At 73.2% G+C, this 16,222-nt stretch carries 10 protein-coding genes; 9 read left to right on the forward strand and 1 reads right to left on the reverse strand.

Features of this window, described 5'->3' with window-relative positions:
• Positions 1-9: 9 nt before the first annotated feature.
• From EIY87_RS44960 to EIY87_RS44985, 6 genes are read left to right on the forward strand one after another with little or no spacing between them, the layout of a single operon-like run.
• Positions 10-2,994, forward strand: coding sequence for a non-ribosomal peptide synthetase (locus EIY87_RS44960; RefSeq protein WP_125316202.1), 2,985 nt, complete (start codon positions 10-12; stop codon positions 2,992-2,994).
• Positions 2,991-8,384 (forward strand): non-ribosomal peptide synthetase/MFS transporter, encoded by a 5,394-nt coding sequence (locus EIY87_RS44965; protein WP_125316203.1) that lies wholly within the window; start codon positions 2,991-2,993, stop codon positions 8,382-8,384. The genes EIY87_RS44960 and EIY87_RS44965 overlap by 4 nt, the downstream gene beginning before the upstream one ends.
• Positions 8,381-9,634, forward strand: coding sequence for an ATP-grasp domain-containing protein (locus EIY87_RS44970; protein WP_125316204.1), 1,254 nt, complete (start codon positions 8,381-8,383; stop codon positions 9,632-9,634). Before EIY87_RS44965 ends, EIY87_RS44970 begins: the two co-directional genes overlap by 4 nt.
• The gene (locus EIY87_RS44975; RefSeq protein WP_125316205.1) at positions 9,631-10,893 is read left to right on the forward strand and encodes an ATP-grasp domain-containing protein; all 1,263 of its coding nucleotides are present in this window, start codon (positions 9,631-9,633) and stop codon (positions 10,891-10,893) included. The genes EIY87_RS44970 and EIY87_RS44975 overlap by 4 nt, the downstream gene beginning before the upstream one ends.
• Complete coding sequence (locus EIY87_RS44980) at positions 10,890-11,828, forward strand: TauD/TfdA family dioxygenase (protein WP_125316206.1); 939 nt, start codon at positions 10,890-10,892, stop codon at positions 11,826-11,828. Before EIY87_RS44975 ends, EIY87_RS44980 begins: the two co-directional genes overlap by 4 nt.
• A complete protein-coding gene (locus EIY87_RS44985) occupies positions 11,825-12,670 on the forward strand; it encodes an NAD(P)H-dependent oxidoreductase (protein WP_225440425.1) in 846 nt (281 codons plus the stop codon). The genes EIY87_RS44980 and EIY87_RS44985 overlap by 4 nt, the downstream gene beginning before the upstream one ends.
• An 83-nt stretch (positions 12,671-12,753) precedes the next feature.
• Here the strand turns inward: EIY87_RS44985 and bla are convergent, their stop codons facing one another.
• Positions 12,754-13,653, reverse strand: a complete 900-nt coding sequence (gene bla / locus EIY87_RS44990; RefSeq protein ID WP_125316207.1) for a class A beta-lactamase — start codon at positions 13,651-13,653, stop codon at positions 12,754-12,756.
• Positions 13,654-13,760: 107 nt separating this feature from the next.
• Between bla and EIY87_RS44995 the strand changes: the two genes are divergently transcribed.
• Genes EIY87_RS44995 through EIY87_RS45005 form a run of 3 tightly spaced genes read left to right on the forward strand, consistent with a single transcriptional unit; the run spans position 13,761 to position 15,907 of the window.
• Entirely contained in the window at positions 13,761-14,630 is an 870-nt protein-coding gene (locus EIY87_RS44995) for a LysR family transcriptional regulator (protein ID WP_125316208.1), read from the forward strand.
• Entirely contained in the window at positions 14,627-15,529 is a 903-nt protein-coding gene (locus EIY87_RS45000) for a serine hydrolase (protein WP_125316209.1), read from the forward strand. Before EIY87_RS44995 ends, EIY87_RS45000 begins: the two co-directional genes overlap by 4 nt.
• A gap of 45 nt (positions 15,530-15,574) precedes the next feature.
• Entirely contained in the window at positions 15,575-15,907 is a 333-nt protein-coding gene (locus EIY87_RS45005) for an antibiotic biosynthesis monooxygenase family protein (protein WP_125316210.1), read from the forward strand.
• The last annotated feature ends 315 nt before the right edge of the window (positions 15,908-16,222 follow it).

A 16,222-nucleotide genomic window follows, 5' to 3' on the forward strand; every position in this document is an offset into this window, starting at 1 on the left:
GCAGGAGACATGACCGACACGAAGGAATGGACGTTCCCGGCCTCGTTCGGGCAGGAGCGGATCTGGCTGTCGAACCAGCTCGCCCCGGCGTCCCCGGTGTACAACCTGCCCTGCCAGGTGCGGCAGGACCTGCCGCTCACCGAGGGGCAGTGGCGGGCCGCGCTCGGCGTGGTCGTCGGACGGCACGAGGCGCTGCGCACGGCGTTCCGGATGGACGGCGGCGAGCTCGTCCAGGTGGTGCACGCCGACGTCCCGATCGACGTCGAGGTGCACGACCTGCGTGACGTCGCCGCGCCTGAAGCCAGGGCGGCCGAGCTGGCCGAGGCGATCGCCCGCCGCGCGATCCCGCTGGACGCGGCGCCGCCGTGGCGAGCCCAGCTCTGCCGGCTCGGCGACGCCGACTGGCTGCTGACCTTCGTCGTGCACCACGCGGTGTTCGACGCCGGATCCGTGCTGGTGCTGGCGAACGAGCTGAACGAAGCCTGCAACGCGGTGGCGGAAGGGCGGCTGCCCAAGCTGCCCGAACTGGCCATCCAGTACGCGGACTACTCGGCGTGGCAGCGTGGCCAGCTCCCGGTCGTGCGCGCGCAGCTGGACTACTGGCGCGAGCGGCTCGCCGGGCTCCCGCCGGTGCACAGCCTGCCCACCGACCGGCCGCGGCCCGCGGACTTCGGGTTCGACGGCGGCCAGGTCGACTTCACCCTGCCGGACGGCCTGCTCGACCGGGTCGCCGAAGTCGGCCGCGAGCTGTCGGCGTCCCCGTTCATGGTGCTGCTCGCCGGGTACACCGCACTCCTTTCGCGACTGTCCGGAGTGGACGACATCGTCGTCGGGGTGCCGGTCGCCGGCCGTGACCTGCCCGAGCTCGCGCCGCTGATCGGCATGTTCGTCAACCAGCTCGCGATCCGCGTCGACTGCGGTGGCGACCCCGCGTTCGCCGAGCTGGTCGGCCGGGTCCGCACCGCGGTGCTCGACGCCATCGAGCACGGCCGCGTGCCGTTCCAGCTGGTCGCCGACGAGGTCCGCCCGGAACGCGACCCGGCGGTGCAGGCGCTCTACCAGCTCGGCTTCAACTTCATCCCCGACTCGGGCATCGAGCCGGTCCGCTACGCCACCGCCAAGGACGACGTCGCCATCGACCTCACCGCGACCGGCGGCCGGCTGCTCTACCGCACCGACCTGTTCGACCGCGAGACGGCGGAGTCCATGGTGGACCGGTTCCTGCGGGTGCTGGTGGCCGCGGTGGAGGACGCCTCGATCGCCGTGGCGGACCTGCCGCTGCTGTCGGAAGCCGAGCGCGCCCAGGTGGAATCGTGGAGCGGCTCGTCCACTTCGGACGCGCCGTTGTTCTTGGCGCGCTTCGAGGACCAGGTTCGCGCGACGCCGGACGCCGTCGCGGTGGATCTCGGCGGCACGGTCCTGACGTACGCCGAGCTGAACGCGCGGGCCAACCGGGTCGCGCACCGCGTGGGGAGCGGTGGTGTGGTCGGTGTGTGCGCGCCGAACTCCGCGGACCTCGTCGTGGGCATCCTCGGCGCGCTCAAGAGCGGCGCCGCCTACGTCCCGCTCGACCCGGCCAACCCGGCCGCGCGGCAGGAACTCGTCCTGGCCGACGCCGGGGCGCGCGTGGTGCTGACCGCGGGTGCCGTGACCCTGGCCGCCGACACCCTCGCCCTCGACGATCCGGCGGTGTGGGCGGAGTCGTCAGACGAGAACCCCGCCCAGCCGGGCGCCGACGACGTCGCCTACGTCATCTACACCTCCGGCTCGACCGGCCGCCCCAAGGGCGTGCAGATCGGCCACCGGGCGCTCGCCACCTACCTGGGCTGGGCGCGCGAGGCGTACCCGAGTCTCGCGGGACGCGCGCTGCTGCACACGTCGGCGTCGTTCGACCTGACCGTCACGACGCTGCTCGGCCCGCTCACCGCCGGTGGCTCCATCGTGGACACCGGACGGCCGGACTTCGTCAAGGCCACCCCGACGCACCTCGCCGTGCTGCCGGAGGAGTCGTACCCCACCGGGGACCTGGTGCTCGGCGGGGAAGCGCTGATGGGTGAGGCCGTGCGGCCGTTCGCGGGGATCTCCGTCACCAACGAGTACGGGCCGACCGAGGCGACCGTCGGCTGTGTCGCGCACCGCCTGGACGGCCCGGTCGACGGGCCGGTCCCGATCGGCCGCCCGATTCCCGGCACCAGGGCTTATGTCCTCGACGAGCGCCTGCGGCCGGTGCCGCCGGGCGTCGCGGGCCAGCTCCACCTGGCCGGGGCGCAGCTCGCGCACGGCTACCTGGGACTGCCCGAACTGACCGCCGAGCGGTTCCCGGAGGGCCCGTACGGGCGGATGTACGCCACCGGAGACCTCGCCCGCTGGCGCCGGGACGGCACCCTCGAGTACCTCGGCCGGACCGACGACCAGGTCAAGCTGCGCGGCTTCCGGATCGAGCCGGGCGAGGTGGAAGCGGCGCTGCGCGAGCTGCCGGAGATCCGGGACGCGGCGGTGGTGGTCCGCGAGGGCGCCCTCGTCGGGTACGTCGTCGGCAACGCGGACGGCGCGGCCGAAGCGCTGCGGGCCACGCTGCCGGACTACCTGGTCCCGACCGTGTTCGTCACGCTGGAAGCGCTGCCCGTGGCGGCGAGCGGCAAGCTCGACCGGGCCGCGCTGCCGGATCCGCAACTCGGTGGTGAAACGGAGTACGTGGCCCCGAGCACCGCGGCCGAAGAGCTGGTCGCCGAGGTGCTGGGCGAACTGCTGGGCATCGAGAAGCTCGGCGTGCACGACGACTTCTTCGCCCACGGCGGCAATTCGCTCCTCGCGATCCGCGCGATGGCCCGGATCCGCAAGCAGGTCGGCGTCGAGCTGCCGGTCCGCGGCTTGTTCTCGTTCACCACGGTGGCCGGGCTCGCCGCCGAGGTCGAACGCCGCCTGGAAGCCGACCTCGAGCAGCTCAGCGACGAAGAGGTCCGGGCCCAGCTGGCCGAAGGTGAGCAGGCGTGACGACGATCGACGAGACCAGCAGCGCGGCCGCGCGCCGGGCGCTGCTGGAACGGCGGCTGCGGCGGCGCGCCGAGCCCGCCGCGACCATCACCCCGCGGCCGGACGGCGACCCCGTCCCGCTGTCGTACCAGCAGGAACGCGTCTGGTTCATGGAGCAGTTCGCGCCCGGGACCACGTCGTACCACATCCCGGTGCCGATCCGGCTCACCGGACGGCTCGACGTCGGCGTCCTGCAGTCCGCTTTGGACAGTCTCCCGGCCCGGCACGAAGCTCTCCGCATGCGGTTCCCGGCCGGGGACGACGGCCAGCCGTCCGTCCGCCTGGAACCGGTCGTCACGGTTCCCTTGTCCATTGTGGACGCGGGTTCCGAGGAGGCCGCCCGTGCCGCGGTCGACGCCGCCGCGGCCGAGCCGTTCGACCTGGCTTCCGGCCCGCTGCTGCGCGCGACCCTGGTGCGCGTGAGCGACGACGAGCACCTCCTCGCCGTGTGCACGCACCACATCGTCGGCGACGGCTGGTCGGTCGACCTGCTGCTGCGCGACCTCGCGGCGGCCTACCACGGGACGGCGGCCGCGCTGCCCGCGCTGTCCATCGGCTACGGCGACTTCGCGCACTGGCAGCGCCGGACGCTGACCGGCGCCGAACTGGACCGGCAGCTCGACCACTGGCAGGAAACCCTCCGCGGCGTCGAACCCCTGGAGCTGCCCACCGACCGGCCGCGGCCGGCGACGCAGGCGTTCGACGGCGCGATCCACGAGTTCTTCGTCGAAAAGGACCTCGTGGGGGCGCTCGGCGACCTGAGCCGCGAGCACGGCGTCACGCTGTTCATGACGCTGCTGGCCGCCTACCAGGTCCTGCTGTCCCGGTACTCCGGTCAGGAGGACTTCGCCGTCGGCTCGTCGTCGGCCGGGCGCGGGCTGCCCGAGCTGGAAGGCGTGGTCGGCATGTTCATCAACATGCTGCCGCTGCGCGCCCAGCTCGACGGCGACCCGGGCTTCACCGAGCTGCTGACGCGGACCCGGCGGCACGTGCTCGACGCGTTCGACCACGCCGACGTCCCGTTCGAACGCCTGGTGAACGCCCTCGGCGTCCCGCGGGACGTGAGCCGTTCGCCGGTGTTCCAGGCGATGTTCGTGCTGCAGAACTACGAGATGGGCCGGCTGGGCACGGCCGGTAAGTCCGAAGTGGACTTCCGCTGGCTGCCGATGGACCTGCCCGCAACGCGGTTCGACTTCGAGTTCCACGCCATCGAGGTCGAGTCCGGGCTGATCGCCAAGTTCGTGTACAACACCGCGCTGTTCGGCGCGGAGACCGTCGCCGGGATGGCCGGGCGCCTGGTCACGCTGCTGCGCTCGATCACCGCCGACCCCACACGACCGGTGTCCGAACTGGACATCCTGGGGGACCAGCGCGACCTGGTCCTCAACCGCTGGAACGACACGGCGGGGGAGATCCCGCCGGGCACGCTCCACTCGCTCGTCGAAGCGCAGGCGGCCCGCACGCCGGACGCGCCCGCGCTGACGTTCCGCGGTGACTCACTGTCCTACCGGGACCTCGACGCCCGCGCCAACGGCGTGGCGCACCGCCTGCGTGAGCTGGGCGTCGGACCGGGCACGCTGGTCGGCGTCTTCGCGAACCGCTCGTTCGAGCTGGTCACCGGCCTGCTCGGCGTGCTGAAGGCGGGCGGCGCCTACGTTCCGCTCGACCCGGAGTACCCCGCGGACCGGCTCGCGTTCATGCTCGAAGACGCGGCCGCGCCGGTCGTCCTGACCCAGGCCGCGCTCCGGGAGAGCCTCCCGCCGAGCGCCGCCACCGTCGTCGTCCTCGACGACATCAGCGGTCCGGCCGAGCCGGTGGAACCCCTGGCGAGCGCGGACGATCCCGCGTACGTCATCTACACCTCGGGGTCCACCGGGCGGCCGAAGGGCGTGCCGAACGGGCACCGCGGCATCGTCAACCGGCTCGACTGGATGCAGCGCGAGTACGGGCTCGACGGCTCGGACGCGGTGCTGCAGAAGACGCCGGCGAGCTTCGACGTCTCCGTGTGGGAGTTCTTCTGGCCGCTCATGACCGGTGCCCGGCTGGTGCTGGCCGAACCCGGCGGGCACAAGGACGCGGCGTACCTGCGTGAACTCCTCGACACCGAGGGGATCACGACCGCGCACTTCGTGCCGTCGATGCTGACGTTGTTCCTCGCGGAGCCCGGCATCGAGTCGGTGACGGCGCTGCGCCGGGTGGTCTGCAGCGGCGAGGAACTCCCGCTCGACACCGCCCGCGAGTTCGTCCGGCGGCTGCCGCACTGCGAACTGCACAACCTGTACGGCCCGACCGAAGCCGCGATCGACGTCACCGCCTGGCACTGCACCGCCGAAGCGCTCTCCGACGTCGCGTCCGTGCCGATCGGGGCGCCGATCCGCAACCTCCGGATCTACGTCCTCGACCAGCGCGGCAACCCGTGCCCGGTCGGCGTGCCCGGTGAGCTCCACATCGCCGGCGCCGGGCTCGCGCTCGGCTACCACAACCGGCCGGAGCTGACGGCGGAGCGGTTCGTCGCCGATCCGTTCCACGGCGGCCGGATGTACCGCACCGGTGACCTTGCGCACTGGCGGGCCGACGGCACGATCGCGTTCCTCGGCCGCCTGGACCACCAGGTCAAGCTGCGCGGCCTCCGCATCGAACTCGGCGAAATCGAAGCCCGGATGCGGGAGCAACCCGGCGTGGCCGACGCCGTCGTGCTCGTCCGCGAGGACACGCCGGGGGACAAGCGCCTGGTCGGCTACGTGATCGGCGACGCGGACGGCCTGCGGACCGCGTTGAAGGAGACGCTGCCGGACTACATGGTGCCGCCGTCCTTCCTCACCCTCGACGCGCTGCCGCTGACGCCGAACGGGAAGCTCGACCGCAAGGCGCTGCCCGCGCCGGTCGCCGGCCGGGACGCTAGCACCGCGCTGGTCGAGCCGTCCACGCCGCTCGAAGTCCTGCTCGCGGACATCTGGCGGGACGTCCTCAAGGTCGAAGAACTCGGCGTCGACGACGACTTCTTCGACCTCGGCGGCCATTCGATGCTCGCCACGCAGGTGGTCGCGAGGATCGCAAAGGCCGGGCACCAGGCCGGCGTGATGGACCTGTTCCAGCACCGCACGATCCGCGAACTGGCGGTGTTCCTCGACGGCGACCGCGACGACTCGGGCCACCTGCTGTACGAGCTGACCAAGCCGGTCGCGAAGCCGACGCTCACCTACGTCTGCTTCCCGTACGGTGGTGGCAGCGCGATCGTCTACCAGCCCCTCGCGGACGCGCTGCCCAGCGGGTATTCGCTGTTCTCGGTCGCCATCCCCGGCCACGACGTCGGCCTGTCCGAAGAAGCCGTGCCCTTCGACGAACTGGTCGAGCGGCTCGCGGACGAGGTCCTCGAGCGGATCGACGGGCCGCTGGCGATCTACGGCCACTGCGGGGTCGGCAACGCCCTCGCCGTCGGCGTCTCCCGGCGGCTCGAGGAGCGCGGCCGCGAGCTGGAGGTCGTGCACATCGGCGCGATCTTCCCGTTCGCGCGGATCAAGGGCGCGGTCGGGACGCTGCGGACGCGGCTGGAGAAGCTGCGCAGCAACCGGTACTACGCGAACTGGCTCAAGGGCATGGGCGTCGACACCGACGACCTCGACCCGGCGCAGGCCGACCGGATCATCAGCAACATGCGCGCCGACAGCCGCGCCGCCGAGGAGTACTTCAGCGGCCTGCTCGACGCCCGCGTCGCCAAGCTGCGCGCGCCGATCATCTCGGTCGTCGGCTCGGAGGACCCGGTCACCGACTACTACGCCGAGCGCTACCGCGAGTGGGAGTTCCTCACCGACCGCACCGGGCTCGTGGTGCTGGACCAGGCCGGGCACTTCTTCCTCCGCTACCGCGCGGAAGAGCTGGCGGAAATCCTCACCCGGGTGCACCCCGTCCTGGACGAACCCGGCGGCCTGCACGTTTCGGCGCGCGAGGAGTCGGCGGGCTGGGCGGTGCACGACACCCACCGGTCCGAAGTGGACGAGAAGCCCGCGGTGAAGCCGAGCATGGGCCGGTTCGTCACGGTCACGATCGGCCAGCTGGTGTCCTCGACCGGCTCGGCGCTGACGTCGTTCGCAGTCCCGATCTGGCTCTACACCCGGACCGGCTCGGTCACCGACCTCGGCCTGCTCTGGGCGCTGGCGCTGCTGTGCGGGGTGCTGGTCCTGCCGGTGGCGGGCGCGCTCGTCGACCGCGGCGACCGGCGGAAGATCATGATCGCGGCCAGCGCGATCGCCGGCGTCATCCAGCTCGCGCTCGCGCTGCTGCTGACCGTCGGGAACCTCCAGCTCTGGTGGCTCTACGTGCTGATCCCGCTCGGCTCGGTCGCGGGCTCGATCCAGCGCATCGCCTACCAGTCGTCGGTGGCGCAGCTCGTGCCCAAGCAGTACCTGGGCCACGCGATGGGCCTCGCCCAGCTGTCCAACGGCTTCGCGCAGCTGCTGATGCCGGTGATCGCCGCCGGGCTGCTGGCGGCGATCCAGCTGCGCGGCATCCTGATCCTCGACATGGCGAGCTACGTGTTCGCCATCGTCAGCCTGCTGTTCGTCCGGTTCCCCGACCTGCTCGGCTGGCGCCCGCGCGAGCCGCTGCTGACGGCGATCGCGGGCGGGCTGAAGTACTCGTGGAACCACCGCGGCTTCCGCACGATGCTGCTGTACTTCGCGCTGGCCAACGTCTTCCTGGCCCCCGCGCTGGTCCTCGTCTCGCCGCTGGTGCTGTCCTTCGGCACGGTCACCGACGTCGCTCAGGTCGCGCTCGCCGAAGCGGTCGGCGCGGTGGCCGGCGGGATCGGCATGGCGCTGTGGGGCGGCCCGCGCAGGCGGCGCATGGTCGGGGTGCTCGTGGGCAACGTCGGCATCGCGCTCGGCAGCCTCGTGATGGGGCTGCGGCCGTCGCTGGTCGTGGTCGCCGCGGGCGTGTTCCTGCTGGCCGCGGCGATGGCGGTGTCGCAGGGGATCTACGCGACGCTGGTGCAGGTCAAGGTGCCGCAGCGCTACCACGGCCGGGTGTTCGCCATCAACCAGACGATCACCTGGTCCACGCTGCCGATCGGGTTCGCCGTGCTCGCCCCGCTCGCGGTCGGCTGGTTCTCGCCGCTGCTCGCCCCCGGCGGCGCGCTCGCCGGGTCCGTCGGCACGGTCTTGGGCACCGGCGAGGGCCGCGGGGTCGGGCTCGCGTACGTCGTCTACGCGCTGATCCTGCTGCTGATCAACGCCGGCGGGTTCGCCGTGAAGCTGTTGCGCCGCTTCGACACCGAGGTGCCGGACTCGCTGCCGGACGACCTCGTCGGCGCGCAGGAACGGGAGCGCAAGCTCGCCGGGAAGGAGGCCGCGTGAGCGACGTCGTGCTGATCAGGGAAGCCCGCGGGCACTGGGTCGGCGAAGTCGCCGCCGCGGTGCACGCCGCCGGGCACCGCGCGGTGCTGCTCGCGCCGCCGGTGGACGAGGCGTCGTTGGCCGGGGTAGTGGACGAGGTGATCGCGGTCGACGACGTCTACGACGCGGAAGCGGTCGCCGCCCGGATCCGCTCGGCGGTCGGGGTGCCCGCCGCCGTGCTGACCGGTTCCGACGGGGCGATCGCGAGCACCGCCCGGGTCGCCGAGCTGCTCGGCGTCGCGCGGTGCCCGGCGTCGGTGTTCGCCCTGTGCGCGGACAAGTTCGCGGTCCGGGAAGCGCTGGCGGCGGCCGGGCTGCCGGGTCCCGCGGCGGCGCTGATCTCCTCGGCGTCCGAAGCGGCCTCCGTCGCCGAACGGGTCGGGCTGCCCGCGATCGTCAAGCCGGTCAACGGCGCCGGGAGCAACCTCGTGCGCACGGTGTCCACTGTGGACGAGCTGGCGGCCGCGTACGAGCTGCTGGCGGCGCGGCTGCCCGAGTCCGCGGATCCGCGCTACCACCGTCCACTGGGGACGATCGACCCGGCCGCGACGTTCCTCGTCGAGAGCCTGTTGCGGGGCCCGGAGTACGCGGTCGACGTGCTGGTCCGCGACGGCGTCGCCGAGCCGGTCGAGATCCTCGACAAGCCGCTGATCGACGAGCGCAAGTTCGAGCTGGTCCTGTCGTGCCCGCCGGCCGGGCTTTCCGGCGAACGGGCTGAGCTGGTGGCTTCGGCAGCGTCGTCGGCGGTGCTCGCGCTGGGCCTGGACAACACGATCGCGCACGTCGAGGTGATCGACGACGAGCGGCGCGGCCCGACGATCGTCGAGGTCAACGCGGGCCGCCCGGCGGGTTCGATCATGCCGCTGCTGGCCAAGCTCCGCACCGGCGTCGACGTCTTCGCCGAGCTGACCGCCCTCGCCCTCGGCGCCCCGCCACCCGCGCGGGAACCGGCGAAGCTGCCGATCCCGCTGGCCATGCTGATCCTCTACGCGGCCGGGTCCGGCACGCTGACCGGCATCGGCGGCCTCGACGAGGTCGCCGCGCTGCCGGAGGTCGTCGACGTCGTCACGACGGTCTCGCCCGGTCAGGTGCTCACCGACGAGCAGGAGACGTACGCGGTCAACCTGGTCGTCGCCGGGTTCGCCGACCACGAGGACCTCGCCGCCCTGCACGCCGAAGCCAGCAAGCTCATCCGCCTGGAGGTCGCGTGAAAACCGCGTTCATCGTCCGCGAGACGCGCGGGCAGTGGATCGGCGACTTCGCGGCCGCCGTCCGCGCCGCCGGGTGGCGGGCCGAGCTGGTCACCGAGCCCCTGGCCGACGGCGAGCGGGCCGAGCTGGGGTCGCTGGTCGACGGCTTCGTCGTGGTCGACGACGTCCGGGACGCTCCCGCGGTGGCCGAAGCGCTCCGGGACCGGCAGCCGGACGCGGTGCTGACCGCCGCGGAAGGGATCATCGCGAGCACCGCCCGCATCGCCGAGCTGCTCGGCGTCGCGCGTTGCCCGGCGGCGGTGTTCACCCGGGCGCACAACAAGTTCGCCGTCCGGCAGGCACTGGCCGCGGCCGGGCTGCCGGGACCGCGGGCCGCGCTCTTCGCCGACCCGGCCGAGGCACCGCGGATCGCCGCGGAGGTCGGCCTCCCGGCGATCGTCAAGCCGGTCAACGGCGCGGCGAGCACCCTCGTCCGCACCGTGTCCACTGTGGACGAGCTGGTCGCGGCGTACCACCTGCTGGCCACCCGGCTGCCGGAGAACTCCGACGCGCGCTACCACCGGGTGCTGCCGGGCCCGCTCGACCCGCTGCGGGTCTTCCTGGTCGAGAGCCTGCTCGACGGCCCGGAGTACGCGGTGGACGTGCTCGTCCGCGACGGCGTGGCCGAACCCGTCACCGTGGTCGGCAAGCCGCTGATCGACGAGCGGAAGTTCGAGCTGGGCATGGTCTGCCCGCCGTTCGGGCTCTCCGGCGAGCGAGCCGGGCTGATCACCGAGGCGGCGACCGCGGCCGTGCTGGCCCTGGGCCTGGACTCGACGTGCGCGCACGTCGAAGTGATCGACGACGCCGCGCTCGGGCCGGTGGTCGTCGAGGTCAACGCCGGCCGTCCCGCCGGGGGCGCGCAACCGGCCCTGCTGCGGCTGGCGACTGGCATCGACGTCACCGCCGAAGCCGTGTCCCTGGCGCTGGGGACCCCGCCGCCCGCGCGCGGGACCGGGCTGCCCGTGCCGGTCGGCTACCTGATCGTCTACGCCGAAGGCACCGGGCGGCTGGTGCGCGTCGAGGGCACCGCGGAAGTCGCGGACCTGCCGGAGGTCCTCGACGTCGTCACCATCGTTTCCCCCGGCCAGGTGCTCAGCGACGACCAGGAGATCTACGCCGTCAACGTCCTCGTCGCCGGGTTCGCCGACCTCGACGACCTGGCCGCGCTGCACGCCGAAGCCGCGAAGCTTGTCCGATTCGAACTGGAGGAAGCATGACCGCCGATCTCGCGGCGCCGCTGGGGCAGCTGCAGGGCAACGAGCACACCAAGATCGCCGTCTTCGCCGCCGCGGACTTCGCGGCCGTGGAGGCGCAGCTGCCGGCGGTGCGGGACCACCTGCGCGACCACGGCGCGATCCTGCTGCGCGGCCTGCCCGCCGACCTCGACCTGTTCAACCGGGTCACCGAGACGATCGGCGGCGCGCTGCTGACCTACACCGAGCGGTCGACGCCGCGCTCGAACGTGGCGGGCAACATCTACACCTCGACGGAGTACCCGCCGGCCGAGTCGATCCCGATGCACAACGAGAACTCGTACTCGGCGAGCTGGCCCGCGCGCCTGTTCTTCCTGTGCGACACCGCCGCCGAAACCGGCGGGGCCACGCCGATCGCGGACAGCCGGGCGATGTTCCGGCTGCTGCCGGCGGACCTCCGCGAGCGGTTCGCCGGCGGCGTCACGTACACGCGGGCGTTCCGGGAGGGTCTCGGGCTGACGTGGCAGGAGGCGTTCCAGACCGAGGACCGCGCGGTCGTCGAGGACTACTGCGCGCGCAACGGCCAGACGTTCGAGTGGACCGAGGACGGGCTGCGCACCCGGCACGTCCGGCCGTCGTTCGTGGTGGAAGAGCACACCGGGGACACCGTGTGGTTCAACCAGGCCAACCTGTTCCACGTCTCGAGCCTGGGCGAGGAGGTCAGCGAGGCGCTGCTGGAGCTGTACCCGGAGGCCGACCTGCCGCGCAACGCCTACTTCGCCGACGGCAGCCCGATCCCGGTCGAGGACCTCGAGAAGGTCCGCGAGGTCTACGACGAGGTCAGCTACGCGTTCCCGTGGCAGAGCGGGGACATCATGGTGATCAACAACATGCTGATGGCCCACGGCCGCGAGCCGTTCACCGGCAAGCGGCGCATCCTGGTGGCGATGACGGGATGACCGCACCGGTCGTCGTGCTGCTCGCGCACCCGCGGCCCGGGAGCTTCAACCACGCGCTGGCCGACCGGGTCGTCGCGGCGCTGGAGCGGGCCGGGGTGCCGGTGCGGTTCCACGACCTGTACGCCGAAGGCTTCGACCCGGTGCTGACCGCGGACGAGGCCTACACCAGCGGGACCCGGGCGGAGGACTTCCTCGCCGCCGAACCGGACCCGCTGGTGCGGCGCCACCGCGAGGAGCTGCGCGACGCGGCCGGGCTCGTCGCGATCCACCCGAACTGGTGGGGCAAGCCGCCGGCGATCCTCAGCGGCTGGCTCGACCGGATCCTCGTCCCGGGTGTGGCGTACCGGCTCTCCTCCGCCGGTGGCGCGCCCGAGTCGCTGCTGTCGCTGCGGCGGCTGCTGGTGGTGAACACTTCGGACACGACAGAGGAGCGCGAGCGGACGCTGTTCGGCGACCCGCTCGACGCGATCTGGCGGCGGTGTCTCGCCCCGTACCTCGGCGAGCCGGAGGTGCGGCGGCTTGTGCTGCGGGTGGTGGCCGACGCCGGTGCCGAGACCCGCGCGGCGTGGCTCGACGAGGTCGACGCGGAGGTGGCGCGGCTCTTCTGGCCGGTCACCACACCCGGACTCCTGGCCGCGTGGTCTGCCGGGCGCCGCGGGGATGTCATGAAAGGGTCGTTCATGTCGCCAGACGCCATGAACGACCCTTTCATCTCCTCAGGCGATGCTGTTGGCGATTCGGGGTTCGCGCCGACCGGAGTGGCCAACACGTCCGGGTCTCCGGTGTGTTGGCCGTTCCGGTCGCCGAGTTGGCCGTTGCGGGCGATCCGCCGCCACACCTGATCGACACCGGTGGCACGGCCGCTCAAGCGCGCCGCCGCGCCGGCTCGACGTTGCCGAGTCCTGACACCCGGACTTGCGGGCGGTCAGCGGTAGGTGTCGAGGGTGAGCTTCGCCGCCTGCGCGATCAGGCGGTCGTCGTGCTCGGCGTCCGCGGTCTTGCGGTCGGACATCACCGCCAGCACGATCGGCGCGCGCCCCGGCGGCCAGACGACCGCGATGTCGTTGCGCGTCGCGTAGGCGCCCGTGCCGGTCTTGTCGGCGACCGTCCAGCCGGCCGGGGTGCCCGCGCGGATCACCGCGTCGCCGGTGCGGTTGGCGCGCATCGTGTCCGTGTAGAACGTCCGCTGCTCGGCGGGCAGCGCCGTGCCGAGGGCGAACGCGCGCAGGTCGGCCGCCATCGCGCGCGGGGTGCTCGTGTCGCGGATGTCGCCCGGGGCCAGGTCGTTGAGGCCCGGCTCGATCCGGTCGACGTGCGTGGTCGTGTCGCCGATCCCGCGCAACGCGGCGGCCAGCCCCGCCGGGCCGCCCAGCTCGCGGAACAGCAGGTTCGCGGCGGTGTTGTCGCTGTAGCGCAACGCCGCGTCGATCGCGTCGCGCAGGGACAGCCCGGTGCCGACGTGCTTTTCGCCGACCGGCGAGTTCGGCTGGACGTCGGCGCTGGTGTAGGGCAGCACCTTCGCCAGCCCCGCCATGCTCGTGCGCTGGAGGACGGCCGCGGTGGAGAACGCCTTGTGCGTCGACGCGTAGCCGAACCGCTCGTCGGCCCGGTGGGCGATCTCGCGGCCGGAGCCGGTGTCGATCGCGTACACGCCCAGGCGGGCGTCGAATTCGCGTTCGAGCGGCGCGAAGTCGGGCAGCGCGACCGAGGACGTCGACGACGGTGCCGGCGCCGGTGGCGCGGCCGGCGGTTCCGCGGCGCACGCGGTGAGCGGGACGAGGGCCAGCGCGGCGAGCGCGGCCCACCGGACGTGGGGGAACGGCACGGTGCTTCCTTCCGGTCTTGATCGACATCCGCAGTCTCACCGCGTTCGCTCATGCTGTCCAAGACGGAAACGCGCCGATTGATGCCGGAATCGCATAGGGTGAGGTCGTGGACCTGGTCGGCGGCTGCAGGGCGTTCGTGAGCGTGAGCGAGACGGGGAGCTTCACGGCGGGCGCCGCGCTCGCGCGCATTCCCCAGCCGGTCGCGAGCCGGCGGATCGCCGCGCTCGAGCGGCACTTCGGCGAGCGGCTCTTCGACCGCACCACCCGCCGCGCGCGGCTGACCGCGTTCGGGCGCGACGTGCTGCCCGCGGCGCAGCGGCTTGTCCGGCTGGCCGACTCGCTGGAGCACGACGCCCAGCGCGCGCGGCTGCGGCCGATGCGCGTGGCCGTGCCGGGTACCAGCGGGGTGCGGGAGCTCGCCGAGCTGGCCGCCGAAGCCCGCGCGCTCGAGGTGCACCTGGAGTTCCGCGCCGCGGAGCCGGGGGAGCGGGCCGAACTCGTCCGCACGAGCGAGGTGCGGGCCGCGCTCGCCGCCGTCCCGGCCGAGGAGGGCGTGTGGGCGGTGCCGCTCGGCGTCGCCGGGGTGGCGCCGCCGCGGGCGCGGGTCGTGCACCTGGAGACGCTGCGGGCGGGCCGGTCCGGCGGTCCGCGCCGGCGCGTGTGGATCCAGCCCGAGGACGACGTCCCGCACCTCCGCGACCGGGTGCTGCGGGTCCGCGACGCCGTCGGGCTCCAGCCGGCGCAGGTCGCGGTGGCCGGCTCGCTGACGGCGGCGGCCGCGGAGGTGTTCGCGTCGGCGGACCTGCTGCTCTGCTCGGTCGCGCAGGCCGGCGAGCTCGGCCTGCACTGGCGGCCGATCGGCGAGCTCGACCTGGCACGCGGCTACGGTGTGGCGGCGACGTTGGGTGAAGACGCCGAGCGGCTGCGCACGGTGCTGCACGCGGCCGTCGGGCGTTGTCTGGGGGCTGCCTCGTGAGTACCGAAGCGCTGGTGCGCGACCTGCGGGCGGAGCTGGCCGAGGGCGGCCTGCGCGGCTCGTTCCTGGTGCGCGACCTGCGGACGGGCGCCGAGATCGGGATCGACCCGGACCGCGAGTACCCGATCGCGTCCCTGGTCAAGGTCCCGCTGGCGGCGGCGACGCTGGAGCGCATTCGCCGCGGCGAGCTCGACGGCGCAACCCAGCTGGACGTCCCGCCCGGCCGCGTCACCACCCCCGGCCCGATCGGCGTGACCCGCTTCCGCCACCCGGCCCGCATCGCGGTCGAAGACCTGCTGTACCTGAGCACGTGCCTCAGCGACGGCCAGGCGGCCGACGTCCTGTTCGGCCTGACGCCCCCGGCCGAGGTGGCGGCGCTGCTGACCGGCTGGGGCCTGACCGGCATCGCGCTGCGGCACGAGCTGCGCGACCTGGTGGACACCCCGGCCGAGCGCTTCGACGCGGCCGAGGCCGACCTGGCCCACGCGCTGGCGATCAGCGCGGGAACGGCGGGCCAGGGCCACCGCCTGGCCCAGCTCGACGTGTCGCGCGCGAACACGGCGTCCGCCCGGGCGCTGCTGGAGCTGCTGCAGGCGCTGTGGACCCCGTCGAAGATCGACCCGGTGGTGGCGGCGGGTGTCCGCGACCTGATGGCGAACAACGTGATCCGCCACCGCCTGACCCCGGACTTCGCCTCCGACGCGGCGAAGTGGTCGTCGAAAACGGGAACGCTGCTGAACATGCGCCACGAGGCGGGCGTGGTCGAGCACGCGGACGGCGGTGTGTTCGCCGTGGTGGCCCTGACGGAATCCCGCGTCCCGGCGGCCGTCCAGCCGGAGGCGGACGTCCTGATGTCCCGCGTCGCCCGAGCCCTGCGCGACCACCTCCGCGGCGCGTGAGAAAACCGCTTGGGGCACCGGTTTCCGTCGGCTTAGGCTCCGCCGGTGTCCTTCACGAGACCGGAACCGCCGTACTACGCGGTCATCATCACGAGCGCCTTGGACGAGTCGAACCTGGACGGGTATGCGGCGATGGACGAGCGGATGGCCGAGCTGGGGCGCGCTCAGCCGGGGTATCTGGGCCGGGAGTCGCGTACTGCCGCGGATGGGCGGGAGCTGACGGTGCTGTATTACCAGAATGCCGAGTCGATCGCGGCTTGGAAGCAGCACCCGGAGCACTTGGAGGCGCAGCGGCGGGGGCGGGAGGCGTGGTACGCGAACTACCACATCGAGGTGGCGAGGGTGGAGCGCGCTTACGGCTTCGTGCGGCAGGAGTAGCTGGCCGCACGGCTCGGGTGAGCTTGCCGCGCGCGGGGTTGCCGCGCACCGACCGCGCCCCGCGGCCTGCGGCTCTCGGTGGTCAGTTGCGCCCGGCGGCCGGGACGCGCCGAGCGGCCGGGACGCGCCGAGCGGTCCTGCCGGGCTTGGCCCCTGACCGCATCCCGGTGATCCCGCGGGGTCGCGAGCGGGCGGCCCGCGGCCGCGGGAGGACGAGCGTTGCCGGACCGGTCCCTGCGCCCTGCCGGCCGGGCCGCGCCCAGCGGCTCAGCGGGCCGGGCTACCGGACTTGCGTCCCGCGATCCAGCCGGTCGA

Origin of the sequence: Amycolatopsis eburnea (assembly GCF_003937945.1) — a bacterium.
GTDB lineage: Bacteria > Actinomycetota > Actinomycetes > Mycobacteriales > Pseudonocardiaceae > Amycolatopsis > Amycolatopsis eburnea.